Source organism: Dawidia soli, assembly GCF_018598185.1.
Taxonomy (GTDB): Bacteria; Bacteroidota; Bacteroidia; order Cytophagales; family Cyclobacteriaceae; genus Ohtaekwangia; species Ohtaekwangia soli.
In genome coordinates, this window is the sequence record NZ_JAHESC010000041.1 from 20,864 (window position 1) to 39,341 (window position 18,478).

At 42.8% G+C, this 18,478-nt stretch carries 15 protein-coding genes; 14 read left to right on the top strand and 1 reads right to left on the bottom strand.

The window, feature by feature from the left end; translation table 11 throughout:
* The 9 genes from KK078_RS22905 to KK078_RS22945 all read left to right on the top strand — a co-directional run bounded on the left by KK078_RS22905 (nt 1) and on the right by KK078_RS22945 (nt 11,121).
* Nucleotides 1-1,536: a type I restriction-modification system subunit M gene (locus tag KK078_RS22905; RefSeq protein ID WP_254092656.1), complete on the top strand. Its 1,536-nt coding sequence runs from the start codon at nt 1-3 to the stop codon at nt 1,534-1,536.
* Nucleotides 1,533-2,693, top strand: coding sequence for a restriction endonuclease subunit S (locus KK078_RS22910; RefSeq protein ID WP_254092657.1), 1,161 nt, complete (start codon nt 1,533-1,535; stop codon nt 2,691-2,693). Before KK078_RS22905 ends, KK078_RS22910 begins: the two co-directional genes overlap by 4 nt.
* A 41-nt stretch (nt 2,694-2,734) precedes the next feature.
* Nucleotides 2,735-6,112: a type I restriction endonuclease subunit R gene (locus KK078_RS22915; RefSeq protein WP_254092658.1), complete on the top strand. Its 3,378-nt coding sequence runs from the start codon at nt 2,735-2,737 to the stop codon at nt 6,110-6,112.
* Nucleotides 6,113-6,236: 124 nt separating this feature from the next.
* A complete protein-coding gene (locus KK078_RS22920; RefSeq protein ID WP_262898772.1) occupies nt 6,237-7,229 on the top strand; it encodes a CBASS oligonucleotide cyclase in 993 nt (330 codons plus the stop codon).
* 2 nt (nt 7,230-7,231) lie between these two features.
* The gene (locus KK078_RS22925; protein ID WP_254092660.1) at nt 7,232-7,741 is read left to right on the top strand and encodes an HORMA-1 domain-containing protein; all 510 of its coding nucleotides are present in this window, start codon (nt 7,232-7,234) and stop codon (nt 7,739-7,741) included.
* Between the two features lie 47 nt (nt 7,742-7,788).
* Nucleotides 7,789-8,628, top strand: a complete 840-nt coding sequence (locus tag KK078_RS22930; RefSeq protein WP_254092661.1) for an AAA family ATPase — start codon at nt 7,789-7,791, stop codon at nt 8,626-8,628.
* Entirely contained in the window at nt 8,625-9,461 is an 837-nt protein-coding gene (locus KK078_RS22935) for an SMODS-associated NUDIX domain-containing protein (protein ID WP_254092662.1), read from the top strand. Before KK078_RS22930 ends, KK078_RS22935 begins: the two co-directional genes overlap by 4 nt.
* A 2-nt stretch (nt 9,462-9,463) precedes the next feature.
* Nucleotides 9,464-10,360 carry a HEPN domain-containing protein gene (locus KK078_RS22940; RefSeq protein WP_254092663.1) on the top strand — a complete coding sequence of 299 codons (897 nt, stop codon included), beginning with the start codon at nt 9,464-9,466 and terminating at the stop codon, nt 10,358-10,360.
* Between the two features lie 212 nt (nt 10,361-10,572).
* The gene (locus KK078_RS22945) at nt 10,573-11,121 is read left to right on the top strand and encodes a hypothetical protein (RefSeq protein ID WP_254092664.1); all 549 of its coding nucleotides are present in this window, start codon (nt 10,573-10,575) and stop codon (nt 11,119-11,121) included.
* A 293-nt stretch (nt 11,122-11,414) separates the two neighbouring features.
* Here KK078_RS22945 and KK078_RS22950 read toward each other — a convergent pair whose 3' ends face one another.
* The gene (locus KK078_RS22950; protein WP_254092665.1) at nt 11,415-12,860 is read right to left on the bottom strand and encodes a cyclodeaminase/cyclohydrolase family protein; all 1,446 of its coding nucleotides are present in this window, start codon (nt 12,858-12,860) and stop codon (nt 11,415-11,417) included.
* A 236-nt stretch (nt 12,861-13,096) separates the two neighbouring features.
* Between KK078_RS22950 and KK078_RS22955 the strand changes: the two genes are divergently transcribed.
* The 5 genes from KK078_RS22955 (at nt 13,097) to KK078_RS22975 (ending at nt 18,332) form a co-directional block, all read left to right on the top strand.
* Nucleotides 13,097-13,741 carry a hypothetical protein gene (locus KK078_RS22955; protein ID WP_254092666.1) on the top strand — a complete coding sequence of 215 codons (645 nt, stop codon included), beginning with the start codon at nt 13,097-13,099 and terminating at the stop codon, nt 13,739-13,741.
* Nucleotides 13,738-14,766, top strand: coding sequence for an ATP-binding protein (locus tag KK078_RS22960; protein WP_254092667.1), 1,029 nt, complete (start codon nt 13,738-13,740; stop codon nt 14,764-14,766). Before KK078_RS22955 ends, KK078_RS22960 begins: the two co-directional genes overlap by 4 nt.
* 923 nt (nt 14,767-15,689) lie before the next feature.
* Nucleotides 15,690-16,043, top strand: coding sequence for a hypothetical protein (locus tag KK078_RS22965; protein ID WP_254092668.1), 354 nt, complete (start codon nt 15,690-15,692; stop codon nt 16,041-16,043).
* 7 nt (nt 16,044-16,050) lie between these two features.
* Nucleotides 16,051-16,932, top strand: a complete 882-nt coding sequence (locus KK078_RS22970) for an NB-ARC domain-containing protein (protein ID WP_254092669.1) — start codon at nt 16,051-16,053, stop codon at nt 16,930-16,932.
* Between the two features lie 26 nt (nt 16,933-16,958).
* Entirely contained in the window at nt 16,959-18,332 is a 1,374-nt protein-coding gene (locus KK078_RS22975; RefSeq protein ID WP_254092670.1) for a tetratricopeptide repeat protein, read from the top strand.
* The last annotated feature ends 146 nt before the right edge of the window (nt 18,333-18,478 follow it).

An 18,478-nucleotide genomic window follows, 5' to 3' on the forward strand; every position in this document is an offset into this window, starting at 1 on the left:
ATGCTAACAGGCGAACTACGTTCACAAATCGATAAAGTATGGGACACCTTCTGGTCGGGAGGTTTGGCCAACCCATTGCTGGTAATGGAACAAATTACCTACCTCCTTTTCATTAAAAGACTTGATGAGATTCAAACGCTAAAAGAGAAGAAAGCTAATGATCTTGGCAAGCCCATTGAAGAACCCGTTTTTACAAAAAAACAGTATGAGCTAAGGTGGAGTAAGTTCAAGGACAAGGATGCCGAAACCATGTACCAACTCTTTACAAAAGATGAAGGTGTCTTTGCATTCATCCGTTCATTGGGTTCAAAATCGAATAGTACTTTTAGTCGCTACATGAAGGGCGCTACGTTCATGATCCCAACGCCCCGCTTGCTTTCACTCGTCGTGGATTTGCTCAATAAGATCGACATGAGCAACCGCGACACGAAAGGAGATGTGTATGAGTATCTTTTGAGTAAGATCGCAAGTGCAGGGCAGAACGGACAATTCCGCACGCCACGTCACATCATCAAATTGATGGTAGCGATGATGGAGCCGTCACTCGATGACATTGTCTGCGACCCCAGCGCGGGTTCATGCGGGTTTCTGGTAACAGCGAGCGAATACGTTCGCGAAAAGCAAACTAAAGATTTGCTGAAGACGGAAAACAAAAGACATTTTGAGAACAAGATGTTCATGGGTATGGAGTTCGACCCAACGATGTTGCGTATTGGTGCCATGAACATGATGCTGCACGGCATAGAGGGCGTTCAATTGAAAGATGTGGATGCGTTAAGCCAGGCGAATGCCGGGTTCTTTGATGCCTGTACGCTTGTGCTTGCTAACCCGCCATTCAAAGGAAGCCTCGATGAAGATGTGATCTACGCCGAGCTGACGAAAACAGTGAAGACCAAGAAGACCGAGTTGCTGTTCCTGGCATTAATGCTACGTGGACTAAAAAGTGGTGGACGCGCTGCCGTGATAGTGCCCGATGGCGTACTCTTTGGAAGTAACAAAGCCAATGTAGATCTGCGGAAAGAAATTGTCGAACGCCATCATTTACAAGCGGTGATCTCGATGCCGAGTGGAGTTTTCAGACCTTATGCTGGAGTGAGTACCGCTATCCTGATATTCACGAAGACTGGCAACGGAGGAACCAAAGATGTGTGGTTCTACGAAATGAAAACTGATGGCTACTCACTCGATGACAAGCGTACGCCTCAGGCACCCGAGTTTGAAACATTCAAACAATTAGAGGACAATACAGAGATGAATGACACTGATCTGCCACACATTTTGCACATCTGGAAAAATCTAAAAGCACATCACAAAATGCTGGATAAACTTCCCGAAAAGGGCAGGAATACGAAAAGCTTTTTTGTTACTAAGGACGAGATAGCTCAAAATAGATATGATTTAAGCATGAATCGATATCGAGTCATCGATCATGTGGAGGTAAAGTATGATAAGCCAACGAACATCATTAAAGCAATTCGCAAACTCGACGAACAACGAAGTAAAGAATTGTTACAACTTGAACTGCTGTTGAAATGAATTGGAAACTCACTTCTTTGTCATCAGTAGCAGAAATAATTTCCGGGCAATCGCCCGAATCGAAGTATTACAATACTTCTGGTGAAGGAATGCCGTTCTTTCAAGGCAAGGCAGACTTTAATGACACCCATCCTACAGTACGTTACTATACAAATAAGGCAACTAAGATTGCAATTCCAAATGACATTTTGCTGTCAGTTAGGGCCCCAGTAGGACCAACTAATATCTGCAATATTGAATCGTGTATTGGAAGAGGGCTCGCAGCAATTAGACCTGGAAAAGAATTACATTTCAAATATGCCTACTATTTTTTTAAATCTATAGAAGAAAAATTAGCAGCATTGGGAAATGGCTCTACTTTTTCCGCAATAACTAGCGGTGTTGTTCGAGATATTCAGATTCCTGTACCTTCTTTAACTATTCAAAAAAAGATTACCAACATACTTGATGCGGCCGATCGCCTTTGTCATAAGGATAAACTGCTCCTTGAGCATTACGACCAACTATCCCAAAGTATCTTTCATGACATGTTTGGTAATATCACAATAAATGAACGGAACTGGCCATTAAAGAAATCTGAGGACTATCTGACCAAACTAACAGTTGGAGTGGTGGTAAAACCCGCATCATATTATACCGAAAAGGGTGTCATTGCATTACGGTCATTGAATATTAAACCCAATAGAATTGATCTTGGAAATTTAGCCTATTTTTCCAAGGAGGATAACGAGAAGCTACTTTCAAAATCAATTCTACGTGAGGGTGATGTTGTTTTTGTGAGGACAGGGATTCCTGGAACTGCTGCTGTTATTCCAAAAGAGCTTGATGGTTGCAATTGTATAGATTTAATCATATCTCGGCCCAAAGACAATGTAATCCATCCAATCTATTTAGCATACTTGTTCAATTCTGAAGAGGGTAAAATGATTGTCTCATCAAAAAAAGTTGGTGGAATTCAAAAACATTTCAATATTGGTGAATTCAGAAAACTTAAAATTCCGATACCAGATTTCAATCTTCAAAAAAAATTTGCTCAGATTATGAAGGTTATTCATTTGGAAAAGAGCCTAGCTGCGCACTCCTCAATTAAATCCGGGGAACTTTTTCAGAATCTTCTCCAACAAGTCTTCAAAGGTGAATTTGTAAAAGAACACTAAACTCTTATCTTGGTAAGATGTAGCTAACCCTTGGTTAACAGATGGCCTCTAATTTCTCATTCTTCCAACAGGATTTCCCTGGTCTTTACGAACTCTGCACTGAAGCAGAGAAGGTTGCCATTAGTCAGGCCGATGTGTCGCTTATTTTGTCGCGCAAATGCCTGGAGGCAATGGTGAAGTCGGTTTATAAAATAGAAAACCTGGCATACCCTGCTCTGCGTGATGAAAAAGCGAAGCCAACACTTGGCGTACTCCTTTTCAATGGGAGCTTTCTCAATCATACCCAACTAGCTCGATACATTATTACCGACAGTTATGGCAAAAGACACAATACCGGTCTCATGCAAAGTGCAGACATCGTGTTACATGCAGGTAACGATACCATTCATTTGGATCATGATTTCGACCCACGACAAAGCATAGGCAAATCAAAGTCAAATAAGGCCAAAGTCATTTTGCGTAACTTACACAATGTGGCCACTTGGTTTTACTATCGATATGCCGGTGCTGATGGTCAGCAAGTGAATGCCTTTGATCCCACGCTTGTCAAACCCGTTAGCCCCACTGTGCCAGTTGCCGAACTTGAGAAGCTTGATCTTGACAACCTCAAGGTTCGCAAGTCCAACAAAGAGCTTAAAAAGCAGTTGCTCTCCAGCAAGCCTCATGTGTTGGTCATTGACGAAAAGCAAACACGCAAAGACTATATTGATCTTGCATTGATGGATGCCGGTTGGGATCTGGATGCCGCCAATGTAAAAGAGTATCCGCTTGTCAGCGGCAAACGCGCAGATTATGTGCTGTGGGGTGATGACGGTAAACCACTTGCTGTTGTAGAAGCCAAGCGCACCATGCATGATCCTCAAGTTGGCCAAGGCCAGGCCGAAGGGTATGCTAATGAACTGGAGCAGCAATTCGGCCAGCGCCCGGTTATTTTCTTCACCAATGGTTTAACCATCTGGTTGTGGGATGATCACCCTTCGTTGACCTACGTGCCACGGCCCGTGCAAGGGTTTTATCGAAGAGAAGAACTTGAACGCCTGATAAGTCGCAGGGAGCGAAAGCCGTTGCTGATCTCGAATATCAACAACACCATCATCGACCGGCTCTACCAGACCAAAGCACTCGAGAGTATTGCCGAGGCATTTTCGAAAGAGAAAACTAGAGCAGCATTGTTAGTGATGGCTACCGGGTCAGGTAAAACACGTACAGCCGCTGCGCTGGCAGATTTCCTCAGCAAAGCACATTGGGTGAAGAACGTTTTGTTCCTTGCCGATCGAGACTTCCTTGTAACGCAAGCCAAGGCAGACTTTACACAGTATCTCACCGAATATTCATTAAGTGATCTGCGCGATGATAAGGACCCATTGCGAAGTCGTATAGTATTCTCAACCTATCAAACACTACATAACGTGATTGATGGTGCGAGAGAAAAAGATGGCAGCCGCACTCTCGGTCCTGGTTTTTTCGATCTGATTGTATTTGATGAAATCCACCGTAGCGTGTACAACAAATACAAAGCGATCTTTTATTATTTCGATGGATTCAAAGTTGGGTTGACTGCGACACCAAAAAAAGATAAAGACAAAAATACCTATCGGATTTTTGGCCTTGAAGATAAAGATCCGACCTACTCATTCGAGTTAGAAGATGGCGTTGCTCTTGGAGTTTTGAAGCCATTCAAGCGAGTTCCGGTTCAAACAAAGTTTTATTCGGAAGGCATTACATATAAAGACCTGAAGAATGATGAGGAGAAGGCGCACTATGAGGAGAAGTTTACTGATCCTGACACGGGAGAAATACCTGATGCCGTTGCAGCCTCTCAGGTTCATCAATGGATCATGAATAAAGATACCGTTCGCATGATTCTTGAAAAATTGATGGAAAAGGGATTACGCGTGGCTGGTGGTCAACGTATTGGAAAGACGATCATTTTTGTAAGCAGGCGTGAACATGCGCTGTTTATGATGGATGTCTTCAATGAGATGGAGCCTAAAGATGGCGGAAAATTGCTACGTGTAATTGATGGGAAAGATAAATCACGCTATGATGATTTCCGCACCGCAGAGAAGCTTCCACAGATTGCCATAACCGAAGACTTGTTGGAAACCGGGGTCAATATTCCGGAGATTGTAAATTTAGTTTTCTGTAAACCAGTGCGTTCATACACTAAGTTCTGGCAGATGTTGGGACGCGGTACCAGGCCAGTTAAAGACCTTTTTGGCCCGGGTCTTGATAAACACCATTTTCTGGTATTTGATTGGTGTCATAATTTTGAATTCTTCGATGAAAATCCGGAAATAGATAGCAGCAGTAGAAACAAAACGTTAGGTGAGCGCTATTTCAATAGCAGACTGAAGTTGGGGCGAGCTCTTATTGAACAAAAGGAAAATTCCCTCCATCAATTAGGATGCATATTAGTGGATGAGCTTCAAAGCGAGGTAAGAACCCTCGATATTAAAAGTTATGCAGTAAAAGCTGAACTCTCATATGTCGAGAAATACAAGAGCATTGAGAATTGGTATGCTCTTGCCAAGCCTGCGGTACGCGACATTATCGAACACATCAGTCCATTGGTGAGACAAACCACAGAGGCGGACAATGAAGAAGATGCACTCCGTTTCGACACTAACGTGATGACTTTGCAAGAGCAACTGTTGACCAAAGATCCGGAGCAGGAATTGAGCACAACGCGGATTAAGCGAATTGCAGAAGGATTATTAAAAAAACGAACAATGCCATCTGTTCTTCAGAAAGAACCGTTGATTCGTTCTCTTTTAAAGGATGAATACTGGGCAAATGTCACTCTACCTCAGTTGGAAGAAGTTCGTAAGGAACTACGGGATCTTGTCCGCCATGTTGATAAAGAATATCGTACTGTCATTTACACCAACTTCACGGATACGTTTACGGGGAATCTTGCCGAGGAAGAAGTCCAAACCTATGCCAGCTTTACGTCAGCTGATTACAAACGAAGAATGGAGAGTTTGATCTATCAACACAAAAATGATCTCGTTATTCAAAAGATAAGAACTGCTCAACCGATCACTGTTGATGAAGCGAACAGACTTAGCGACATTTTTTTTGCAGAGAGCAGGATACAGGACAAAGAAGCATATTTGAAAGCATTGGATGGCAAACCTTTGACAGAACTCATCAGGCGCTCACTCGGTCTCGATCAGGGAGCCGCCAATGAAATTTTCAATTCTTTCGCAAAAACTCATAATGCCACGACAGAGCAATTTTCCGTACTCGAACTCTTGATTAATTCCTACATCTCAAACGGAATCGTTGAAAAGGATATGTTATATGAGTCGCCATTTATCGATGACGGCAAGGGACTGGACAACTTTCCGGACAAAGACCGGAAGGAACTTCTTCAGCTTATCGACCGGATAAACCAAAGCATACAGGTAGCATAACGTTGTTTCAGCCAGACAAAAATGGCGATTTTTGGCCGTTTTAAGCCTTTTCAGGCTTTGAGCGAGTGACAATAGATGTCACACTTGGTGAGTTATTTTGAATATTCAAAGTAATCAAATCTATATGCGGCTTAATAACGGACAACTGGAAAACTTTATCACCCGAATCAAACTGAAGCGGGATGATATGCCCAAGTTTAGAACTCAGATTAACAATCTGCGAGAAAAACTTGAAGAAAAAATTAAGAATGACAAGAGAACCGGGTTAAAAGTAACAAGGTTCATTATTGCGGGTTCCTGGAAAAAAGGTACCATACTTCGACCAACAGGAGAACATCCAATCGATGTTGATCTCGTTCTTTACGTTGAAGGTGATGAGAACATACAGGGTGACCTAAAGAAACTGCACGATTTCGTAGTTGAGTATCTCAAGGAAATATACCCAACGAAAGACATTAACCGGGACGTGGATGCTGAGGGTAATACAAAGTCCATCAAGATCACCTTCACAGGAACCGGATTGGAGATGGATATTGTTCCAGTTGTTCCATTATCATCGCATAAAGAATATGTGGTTCAGCCTCAGCGTGGTGGTGGTGGAAAGAAATACATCACGAGCGTAACAAAACAGCTTGACTTTGCTCAGGGAAGAAGATCGAAGAATTCATCCTACACAGCAATAGTTCGAGCGATCAAGTGGTGGCGTAATTACAAAGAACTAAAGCCGGTTGATGATGAATCTGGCATTTCTTCCTTCGCGATTGAACTTATTGCTGCCCATCTTGAAATTACGAAAGGGTGTGCACAGAGCATTGAAGATGGATTGCTTCGCTTCTTCAAGTTTGTAAGCGATCCCGGATTTCCTGTCATCACTTTCAAAGATGCCATTGGGAAAGTACCCTCATACGATACTCCGATATTCGTATCGGATCCCACTAATAACGAAAATAATGCTGCAAAAAAGCTAGATGATAAAATCTGGAAAGAGGTGGTAGCGGAGGCTAATGATGCTTTCGAATCACTATGCATCGCCCAATCTAAAAACTTCGAGGGCGAAACAATTGAGGAGTGGAACCGGGTATTTGGATCATCTTTTAACATCGAACCAACGGAATAACCATGTACAGTACTTATACAAACACATCAACTTATACAGTTGTTGATATCAGAAGAACTTTCGAAGGTTTCAGTGCCGACTTCCGGATGATCGCTGCGCGCACTGAGAAGATGTCTGTCCAGGATGTTGAAAACACTTTGCATGACATCATGGCCTGGGCTGAATCCAAATACCTTGATTATGTTGATATTACCCTCCTTGATCAGAATAACAAACCGGCACGTGCCACACGCTATACGGTTGATGAAAAGGGTAAAGCTATACAAAGTGACAGAGCAGGAAGCAACAACTGGCCAAACATAGCCAATACGCACCTTACAGTGATTGTGAAAAATAACAAAGCTTGGGATGGGCTTACGCAAGAGCAACAATCAAAATTTGAAAGGGACAATGGCTTTAAGCGAAATTGGGGGCCTTCCTCCATCGATAACTCCTATTCGCATTTGTCGAAATCGGGCGCTCAACTATACGGAAGCAATGGTTACGAACTTAGAAAAGACAATTTTCAATAATGGCAACCTCCATATTTGACAACACGATAGAATTACCAAGCACAGCCGTGAAGGAAAGAGCAAGCCATTTGATTGGCTTCGAATCCAGGTTTCAACGCATCCACGGCAACCTTAAACTTCTACTTGATCAGGAAGGTCTTGTGAAATGGAGTAAGCAGTTTTATAAAGCAGAGCTTCCAATAATCAGCCAATTAACGGACCGACATCCTTTGATAATTTTAGCGGGAGACGCGGGTACCGGCAAGACAGTTTCAGCTGAGGCAATCGCTGATAGAATGGTTCGGGAACTTGGCAAAGAAGGTTTTTTCCTTAAGCTTAGTACCAGAGTGCGGGGTGAAGGTCTGCACGGTCAAATGGGCAACTTGGTAAATGATGCATTTGATAAGCTCAAGACCGAGGCTGGCAAAAAGAGACTCGCATTTCTGTTCATTGACGAAGCCGATGCGATCGCAACTACACGTTCAACGATGCAGATGCACCAGGAGGAAAAGGCTGCGGTTAACACACTTATCCAAAAAATTGATGAGATCCGAGAGCTAAAAGGAAGAGCTGTTGTATTTATGTCTACCAACCGGCTTCATTTTATCGATGAAGCAATCGTAAGACGCGCGGCGGTAGTTCTTGAATTTCAAAGGCCATCCGGAGAAGAACGGGTTGAGTTATTCTCCAAAAGTCTCGAGGGCGTTTCACTAAGCAATCGGGACTTACAGGAATTGGCAGATCTAACTGGACCCGAGAATAATGATGGGTTAGGTTATTCATTTTCGGATATCCGACTGAGGATACTTCCGGAATCAATCGCTAAATGTTTTCCTAAAGAAGAACTTACTTTCAAGATCCTGAAAGAAACCATATCACACGTTAAGCCAAGCCCCAAAATCATATGAAGTATCTATTACAGGTTATAGCAGCTACAATCCTTATTGTCGTCGGAAGATATTTTCTAAGCGATGAACTACGACCGGAATTTGTTGGAAATGGTTTGGGCATGTTTGTCCTTCTGTTTACGGTTGAACTGGTGTATGACGCGTATACGAACTGGCATCGGCTTTGGTTGGTTATAAGGTGCTGGTGGTTGGGTCTGTTCGGTGGTCACGTTCGTTTCTCTATGTCTTATCTCTACCGAATAAAAGTAAACGATAAGTACCTACTGGTGAAGAATTCTAATTGGGATCACTATCAGCTCGTTGGTGGTAAGTATAAGCGATTAGCATTAACGCAAAAAATACTGAACGACTTCGATGCTATTGATGATCTACAGATGCCTACAAATGGATTAAAGAAGGATGATCTTGCCGTTTTTGTTCCTGCAAAGAATGCGATTAAGTTCATTGACTGGTTTAATACAGGCAAGGACAGAGAGGTCTCGCATTGGCGTGAATTTTATGAGGAGTTGATTGATGGTAAGGGAAAGCTTTTGGACCAGAAAGCTTTCTCTTACGTGAATTATAACTTTAGAAAGACGGTATGTACACCGCTAAAGCGCGCATCAAACTGGGATTGTTGGGAAATCCTGCAATACGATATTCTTGACTTTGTTCCGAATGCAGAACAGGAAAAAAGGATGGAGGAGCTGTTCCAAAAAGGAGACTCCGACTATGTTAAATGGGCAGATGTTTCTTTGATTCAATCGTTGGGCTTTGATGGCCGCCAAGCAAAGACGATTTATAAAATTGGACAACATACCAAGTGGGCAATAAATCTTAAATGGTCGAAATAAATATGGATATGTTCGATGAGAGGGCATATGAGAGGCGAAGCAAAGAACTCATTCCGGTGCGGATGAAGATAGCCTTGGAGGGCTTTTTCTGTGAGGTCGAAAAGTTCGAGATTGCACCTGAGCTTATGGTAAGGAGAGCTCCACTGGACGAACGTCAAGCATTTTGGTCCAGGACGAATAACCCCAAGGATGTTGAACAAAAGGCTCTTGACAATGAATTTTTTGCGGAATTTGACTTTCACATTCCCCGTGGGTTGATTCAAGGACTAGCTCCAGGTAATGGAATAAATCTTGTTTCAATTTTCTTTTCGGTGGTCTCTGCAAACATTCTCAATATCAACAGAGGAAATTTCTATTTAGTGAATGGAAAGGAATTTCAGTCAGCGGGGTTTTATACAATGCCCAATGAGTACCGCTTTGCCTCCAAAGTCAAATTCACAAGTGATGAGTTGAATTCTTTGCGTGTATTTTGGCCGTCTTTTAAAGGTGAATTTGAAGGTAACTTCAGTTTTGCACTTGTTGCACGAAGATATTTTTATTCTCAGCTTCGGTTAAATCTGGAGGACAGGATTATCGACCTTATGATTACACTTGAGGCTTTATTGGTTCCTGAAAAAAGTGGAACTAAAGGAGAAAAAATAGCAACCCGGTTGGCGCAAATGATTTCACCTGAGCACGATTCTTCTGTCGTTAGAATTCTCTCTAGCGAAGCCTATCGACTTAGAAACAAAATCATCCACGGTGGACGGGCTCACTTAGCCGAGGCGTTCGACATTGACCTCATGTCAAAGTACTGCAGGGCTGCCATCCGAAAATACCTGATTTGCTATAAAGGGCTAAGCTCGAGACAATTGATAAAGGTTTTATCACCAGGCGACGACTGTAATTACGCTAAATGATTACAATGAATAAGGAATAAATGTTGATGATTGTGAATCATTAGCGAAGTGAAAGCTATGGCGACCCGTAGGTTTTCATAAAAGTAAAAGTATCTATAGGGAGTTATCAACGACATTTACCGACATTTAACAAACAGATGACTCCAGTTCTATAAATATACAGTATTTTATACGGCTTAAATGCATAAAAGAAATAATTCAGAATAAAAAATATGAATCTTCAAATCGGAACAGGAAAGAGTAGAACGCTAAACAAGAAAAATATAGGCGATGCAATATCCTCCTATTTCAGATTACTGGATAGCGTGTCCCTGTCGATTTCGGCGACCAATGTTCATAGTTTCCTACTGGGCTTGAAACGTGAGACTATCAAGGCCGGTCCTTACCCTAATGTTTCAATATTCGAGGCGGCCAATCGGATAATGACGGACCTCACGATTTTGTACGGCGTGCAAGCTCTACTAAATGGAGTGTTGGAGGCTGTAAGATTTGATGAGTATGAAGTACTGTTTGGAAATGAAAATCACAATGCTTTTGACGTCATGGCCAGAAATGAAAGGAATAAATTGATCGGTGAGGCGTTTAATGTGGCTACGTCCTTTTTTCCTGGAAAGAAGGCAGCTTCCATGAAGAAGTTGCGTGCATCCAAAGACTCTGATGTAATAATCCTTCTTTTGTACAATGCAGATGCTGTCAGCGATACCTATAAGCCTAAGAAGGAAAATAACGTATTCCACTTACCTGTTCATATTCCGTTCTAAGGGAAATTCCGCCCTGCCCTTCCGTTGGAAAGCAAGAGTCAGTCGACCTGCGTGAGCGTCCATTTTAATTCGACAGCACGTCAAAATATGCCCCAATAGCCTTATATTTGACGTACTTACAGCACTGCCACTTTTATTGAAAAAGCGGTGAGTACGAAGCAGGACTTAAATAAGTGCGTTGAATATCAGTCGGTTACGGAATAGTTCTACTCCCGTCCGGTCCGCATCCAGAAACAAAAAAGCACCGATCTCTCGATGCTTTTTTGGTTTTGCGCGGTCCTATCACAACTTACTTATTCTTCCACAAGACCTAACTCTTTCAGACGAATCGCCATGGCCTTTCTAGAGACGTTAAATATTTTTGCCAATGAATTAAATGAGCGTCCATTAAAATATTCTACTGTTGCGAGATAATAAGCAAGTCCACCTATCTCTTCTATCCTCTTCCGAAAGGCGCTAGGAACACCTCCACGCAGTTTGAAAACTGTATTTTCATCGGCTACGAATCTGTCCATCCCGAACAGTTCATAAAAGTATGATGTGACAAGTGTACCTGGCATAAGAAAGAAAGCTGCAAATTTATCAGCTTGCTTTTCCCTGACATCTTTATTCTCATCAGAACCATCTAACGGGCGATCACGATGAAGCACATTGCCACTATGAAGCAATGCATGCCCCAATTCGTGTGCCGCCGTAAAATTCCGAACTGAAGGGCGCATGTCCCCAGAAACTCTAACTACTCTCCTGCCCTTGTCAATTTCACCAGCCGCTTCATATTCCCTGCCGTCTTCTGCCACAAATCTCCCCAACGATGCGTAACCAAATTGGTAGCCCAACAGCCTGTTGATCGCCACTTCCGGCTTGAGTACATCTATATAATTTTCTGGAACATCCTTTTTCCAGATTAAGTCACGATACATCCATAACACATTTTGTACATCTCTCGCCAACTTCTCTATCGAACTTTCAGAAGTAGTAAGCTCTTCCCACTTACCCGAACGCAAATCAGTCACTATTTTCAAAAATGCTTGATGATGAATATCCGCGTTTTCTTTTTCAAGTAATCCAGCACATTCTGCTGCTTTTCCCAATAACTCCCGATGCTTGATCTTCAACATCGAGATTTCTTCCTGAACTTCACAGCTCCATTCGTCACGGCTAGTAAAGCTGACGAGATTGAGTTCAACAATTGAAATGCATCCCGCTAATGCTGCTATAGCACCACTAAGTGCAACAGCAGAGTCACCTCTCACATCTTTGAAGGCATTCTTAAAGATAAATTCCCCGACTTCCGCAAGTCCAACGCTAAACTGAGCAATAGCGACAGTGTTTTCCGTAGCCTCAGCCAAACGATCCAACTTTATACGATGCAAGTGCTCTCGTTTCTCAGGATTTTTTTCCGCTTCCCACTCCTTGTAAGCTCGTATGTATTCATCAAATTTATCAGAGTCTTGCTGGAATAAATTTTCAAGCTCCGGATAAATACGATCGTTGATATCCAATTCCCGCCGTCGCAGTTCGGGCAATACGTTGTCATAAGTCGGCTTGAATTTATCCTTGCCTGTGAGCTTAATGACTGTTAAAATTAATTTCGCTGACAACATCGCTTGCAAAGACGCTGCACTGCCAGATCCAGGTGTCGGTCTTCCCGCACCAAATAATTCCAATAGATCGTTTGCCTTATGATCCAACAGTTTACCTTCCATATTATTGATATATATTGAAACGTCAGCCTTCATGACCAGCACTAAACACTGATTGTACGCAATAAGCGGATGGCCAAACGTGAATTAAGATACTAAAAATACCTGATATTCAATCACATAAGACCAAACACCTAGACTAGAATTAAACATGACACTTAGTGTCGAAAAAAAATATTTCTCTAAATATCATTATACCTATCAAATAAAAACATCTCTAAATAACAGCCCTGTCTCATTATCGTTCAACTAACCGGCAGGATTTCATTAATATGTTTGGACTGTTTACTGCAAATAAGAAGCTTCCTGAACGAAGCTTAGACGAGATAAAACAGATATGCAAAGTTCTTTTTATTGATGACAAAAATTTCCCTTTAATTGAGATCCTAAAAACCGCTGGGTGGGTAAACACCCGGCGGATCAAAGATGTCGACTCTTTGGATCAGTCAGAGGTAAGAGAATCTCATATAATGTTTGTTGACATCCAAGGAGTAGGAAAACGCCTCAAATTTCACGATGAAGGACTTGGTCTAATCGTAGCTCTTAAAACTAAATATCCAAGCAAGAAGATTATTGCTTATAGCGCCGAAGACCAAGGCCAGGTGCAAGCTTTTTCCGACGGTATCAACATGGCCGACAGCCGAATGAGTAAAAATGCAGACCCATACCAGTTTCAATTTTTGGTTGAGAAATTTGCGAAAGAGGCATTCTCGCTTAACGAATGCATAGAGAGAATTAAGCAACTTCTAATAAAAGAAATAGGACGAAGCGTGGAAAGCGATGCAATACTTAAAAAACTAACCAAAATTGCAACCAGCAAAAATTTCTCTGTAGATGAAGTTGGAAAAGTTTTCAACCTTCAAAATGCAGCCAATGTGTCGTCAGTAATTCAACTGTTCTTAACTGGAGGCGGATGAAAATTAAATACTATCATATCATCTATGAGGGGAAAATTATTGCATCAAATCTCCCAGAATCACATTTAAATGAATTACAGTCTTGCGACACATCTATAAAAAAATGTGTCTGCGAAATAGAAGGATCGCACAAGCGACATGGAGCTCGGAAATACACCTCTGGCCTCGTTTATCTTGTTTCATATGACAAAAACATAACCAATAAAATTCTCGAACACTACTTTGACGCATGTATATTTTTCATTCCGTATATAATAAAAAACAAAGAAGACATTAGAGATGGTGAAGAGAGGAACTTCAAACGTCTCAGACACAATTTAATCAGTCACAATGCCAATATTTTACAATACATCTATAATCTTGTCCCTCAAGATTCACTAGTTTTGAATGGGAAACGACAGACAGAGGTTATAAAAGAAATTGTCATAAAAAAACCAGACGAAACATCTCGAACAGTCTTGCGGGTACTTAAGAGCGCTAATTTCATGAAATCTGAGTTCGACGTTTTTGACATGATCAATATGGAGAATCCGTATCTGGAATTTCACAAACACTCGGCACACAAAATAACTCTTTTGAATTTAACTCCCTTTTGGCTTGACTTAATCGAAAAAGGTATCATTATAGAAATAGGTCCATGCCACGAACATGTAATAGTTGATTATAAATCAATTTCCGTTGCACTCTGTCATCTGTTTGACAATGCAACTAAATATATTCTACCTAACACCAGTTTTAGTATATACTTTCGAAGTAGCCCAAAAGAAATAGATATTAATCTGGAAATGACCAGCATAAAAATCACCGACGCTGATATCGGAAACATTTTCAAGGAAAACTATTCTGGCGAGATAGCTACTAAAATTGGTAAATCAGGCAGTGGATTGGGGATGAATATTGTAAAAAAACTAATAGAACTAAATCATGGCGAAATATCAATTAGAAGAGATATTGACACGAGGCAACGCACTAAATCTATCGTCCCTTTTGAACGAAATTTATTCCAAGTTAAACTAAGCAAGTAAGATATAGCTGAAGAGGAAGCCGAGCACTACGAGTGGCAGGCAGCCGAGGTTACGATTTTCTTATTTTGTGCTTTGCGATATTCACGTTCGGATGGGGATAGTGGGACCATAGGCTAAGTTTTAGTACGTACATGACGAGAGGTATGCAAACGTACTATTGCCGTGGGACGGACGCATGAGAAGTTTTCCGGATTGGTTCTTTTAGTTTCCGTGTGTTATGCCGGTGAGCTTGATGACAGTGAACTGACAACTGCCTGGAGCACAAACTGATCCCCCTACGTCATACGTAAATTCACCCTCTTCAATATTAGACAAAACAAAAAAGTTTCGAAAACTTTCGCTTCATTGCGTTCCGCCCATATCCGATGCCGGGTATAAGAACCGACCTTACGGACTTTGAAACAAAGAGATCTTTTGCCAGTATGGCTGACGGAGCGGGCTCGAATCCCCACATTGCCCGATGTTCCAGGAATGTCTTTTCCCAAATTTCTATCATGACCGTATTATGTATTATTTACAAACCCTGTCCGGCAATATATCACATAGGTGTGGCTATGCTCGCGATGTGTATGAAGCTTGCCCATAAATGCAAATTTAACGCCGCAGTCGATGCTGGCATGCAGCATTTCGCGAAGCTGATCCACGGGGTTTTCCGAGCTCATCATGGCCGATTCCATCGCTTTCTTACAGCTTGACACCATCTCTTCGCTACAGCTTTTAATGAGTTCCTCACGATCCCGGAAGTAATCTTGCTTTATTATTAGAATAATTAATCAAAAATAATGCTTCCCAGCCGTTGTTTTGTGGTAGTACGTTCGGATGGAGATAGTGGAATTTGTGATTTTTTATCTGACCGGTTATTCCTAACTTTAATTTCCGCGGATACCTGGAAGATTGCTGATTCATTTCTAAAAAATTACACCATGGATCTATCTAATTTATTGTCTATTCTCTATCCTGTCATCGGCCCCTATCTGAGCAAGGGGCTGGAAGAATTTTCCGGGGAGGCTGGGAAAAGTCTTTGGGAATTGATTAAGAAGCCTTTTCAGAAAACGGAGGAGAAAGCCATTATCGCGAAAGCTGAATCTGCGGCTAGCAGCGCGGTTGACCACGAAGCCCTCCGGACGCTGATAGCGGAGCGCCTGGCCGGAGATCTGGCCTATCGAACCGATCTTCTGAAATTCGTCCATCAGCGCAATTCCACTGTGATTGTGAATCAGTATGGTGAAAAGTCGGTGTCGGTGATTACAAGTACAGGCACTATCAATATCGGTTGAGTGCCCTATGCTGCAGGGGATCACGCAGGTTATACAGATCGGAGGCGTTAATGTTCTGGTTTCGGTCAATACCGGTACGATCAACATCAACGTTCCCGCGAGGCCTATTCCAAAACTTCTGACGACGATACCGTTTGTTGATGAAAAAAGAGTCGTCGGACGGCTGCCGATTATGGAAAAGCTTGCCCGGACAATCGAAGAAAACCGAGGCAGAAAAAGTATTCAGCTTGCCGGCGTTGGCGGTATTGGTAAAACTACGATTGCCGAATGCTTCCTTAACACCCATCAAGCGCTGTTCAGTCATATCTGTTACCTGGAGGTCAAGTCCACGGTAAAACATGCTCTTGTTAATAGTATACAGCTGGTGGATAGCCTGGGGCTTCACGATGAGGTTCGTGGCAAAAGCCAGACGGCCAGGTTTAATCTGATTGTAAACCGTCTTCAGCAATTAAAAGGCGATAATTTGCTGGTATTGGACAATGTTTCGGAAGAAACTGAACATTCCGATCTCTATAGCGCACTTAGCCTTTCTGGTGGATGGAGCACGGTGGTGACCTCGCGCGATCCTTTGCTGAACTACGTTCAGGTACCGGTTGATCCATTAACTATGGAAGACGCCGTACAGTTATTTTATCAGCACTACACTTTCGAGACAGATGACCGGCTCGTGGAAGAAATCATTCGAATGATCGATTATCATACCCTGACGATAGAGGTAGTGGCCAAGACCTCTGAGCTGCGAATTTTTAAGCTAGCGGAAGTTTTAGCGATTGTAAAAAAAAAGTCCTGGGTATTTCAAAAGGACTTTCCCCGGGAGTTAAAATTAAACGAAACAAGTACAGGCAGTTTGACAAATACAACCGGTTCCTATCCGGAATTTTCGATTTAAGTCGATTCGACCAGGAACAACTAGATTTGCTTTTTCGCCTCGCTTCGCTGCCTCCCGTGGAATTTCAGTATCGGGACGACCTGAATGCGGTGGACCTGTTAACACTTTTTAACGTTGGAGATGAGGAGCGGTTATTTGATTTCCCCGAGAGGCTTCACCGGCTGGTGCGGGCCGGTTGGATTCAGCGTAACCGCCGGGCTTTCAGGGTGCATCCGTTACTACAAGAAATCGTCCTGAAAAAACTGCGAAGGAAATTCAACTCGGAGAGTTTGGCGATACATTTGGGCAGACGGCTGGCCGATGGAAACCAGCAGGATCCATTTGACAAACTGCCGCTGATCCCTCTGACCAGGGTAATCCTGGCGGAGCGTCTTGCAAGTGATCACACGTTATACAAGGTGGCAAATGTAGCCAGTGCCGCATTCATGCGGGTGAAAGACTGGAAACCGGCATTGGAGTACCAGATGATCTCGTATCGGTTCAAGCGGTATGTACATCGAAGGAATTCCATTTGGGAGGACCTTTCATACGCACATGCCAACCTGTTTCAAATCCACCGGTCGCTGGGAAACATCAGCGCCGCCAGGTACCACTCAAGAAAGGATCTGAACGCCAAACGGGAAGCCGGCATTACGGGAATCAATCTGGCTAAATCTATGGATGCCGTTGGGCTTCTCAGCGAGGATTTGGGAAGATACAAGGATGCTCTTTCGGCTCATCAACAGAGTATCGTTATCAAGCAGGCATTGCTTGCGCAGCTCGACGAAAGGCGGCACAAACTGGAGGCAGACACGGATGGGAAACCCACCTTAACAGATCAGGAAAAGATCGAGTTAGAATTGTCTCTTGCTGTCTCATATAACAACATTGCGTTAGCCTTTCGAAAATGCAACAAGAAAGAGGAGGCTGTGCGGTATAATCTCGAAGCCATTGCTATCCGAGAGCGCAACTTACACCCCAACCACCCTGACCTGGCTCAGTCATATGGCAACTATGCGGATACCCTATTTTTTTTAATGGATTCATTGGACGCGGCGATGATCTACCAGAAAAAGGCTGTTCGCATTCATCAATCGAAAGGGAGGTACAACCCGGCGCTTGCAATTTCCCTGAATACGTTTGCCCAGATGCTGATGCGGAAATCAACGGAAGAAGATGCTTTCCGTGCGATTAGATTAGCCATCAAAATTCGCCGGATTGAATATCCTAAAGATCATTTTCTGTTAGCTCCCGTCTACAGAACCTTTGCTGAGATGTTGAAGGCAACGGCTGAGACAGGCAAAGCAAAGTATTACATCGACGAGGCAGTCCGGATCCTTAGCGCTTATAATCCCGATCACCCATTGCTTAAAGAATATGTCCAATTCAGTTTCGAACTCGCGGGTATATCCATTAAATGATCGGAAATTCCAGGGGTGCTCACTGTCGTCGTGTACACCGTTGCATCGATGTCGTGTTCTGCCATAGTTTAGTTTGGCGGCGACGTACGTATAGCGTGAGAGGGTACACAAACAGCGGCCGCGCGGCACATTTTCCTGAGTAGCAC

What these genes read in the sequence shown, in the direction of transcription:
- KK078_RS22970 (WP_254092669.1), top strand. Translation starts at nt 16,051, where the DNA reads ATGCTGCAGGGGATCACGCAGGTTATACAGATCGGAGGCGTTAATGTT.
- KK078_RS22940 (WP_254092663.1), top strand. Translation starts at nt 9,464, where the DNA reads ATGGATATGTTCGATGAGAGGGCATATGAGAGGCGAAGCAAAGAACTC.
- KK078_RS22935 (WP_254092662.1), top strand. Translation starts at nt 8,625, where the DNA reads ATGAAGTATCTATTACAGGTTATAGCAGCTACAATCCTTATTGTCGTC.
- KK078_RS22960 (WP_254092667.1), top strand. Translation starts at nt 13,738, where the DNA reads ATGAAAATTAAATACTATCATATCATCTATGAGGGGAAAATTATTGCA.
- KK078_RS22925 (WP_254092660.1), top strand. Translation starts at nt 7,232, where the DNA reads ATGTACAGTACTTATACAAACACATCAACTTATACAGTTGTTGATATC.
- KK078_RS22950 (WP_254092665.1), bottom strand. Translation starts at nt 12,860, where the DNA reads ATGAAGGCTGACGTTTCAATATATATCAATAATATGGAAGGTAAACTG.
- KK078_RS22955 (WP_254092666.1), top strand. Translation starts at nt 13,097, where the DNA reads ATGTTTGGACTGTTTACTGCAAATAAGAAGCTTCCTGAACGAAGCTTA.
- KK078_RS22945 (WP_254092664.1), top strand. Translation starts at nt 10,573, where the DNA reads ATGAATCTTCAAATCGGAACAGGAAAGAGTAGAACGCTAAACAAGAAA.
- KK078_RS22905 (WP_254092656.1), top strand. Translation starts at nt 1, where the DNA reads ATGCTAACAGGCGAACTACGTTCACAAATCGATAAAGTATGGGACACC.
- KK078_RS22910 (WP_254092657.1), top strand. Translation starts at nt 1,533, where the DNA reads ATGAATTGGAAACTCACTTCTTTGTCATCAGTAGCAGAAATAATTTCC.
- KK078_RS22915 (WP_254092658.1), top strand. Translation starts at nt 2,735, where the DNA reads ATGGCCTCTAATTTCTCATTCTTCCAACAGGATTTCCCTGGTCTTTAC.
- KK078_RS22965 (WP_254092668.1), top strand. Translation starts at nt 15,690, where the DNA reads ATGGATCTATCTAATTTATTGTCTATTCTCTATCCTGTCATCGGCCCC.
- KK078_RS22920 (WP_262898772.1), top strand. Translation starts at nt 6,237, where the DNA reads ATGCGGCTTAATAACGGACAACTGGAAAACTTTATCACCCGAATCAAA.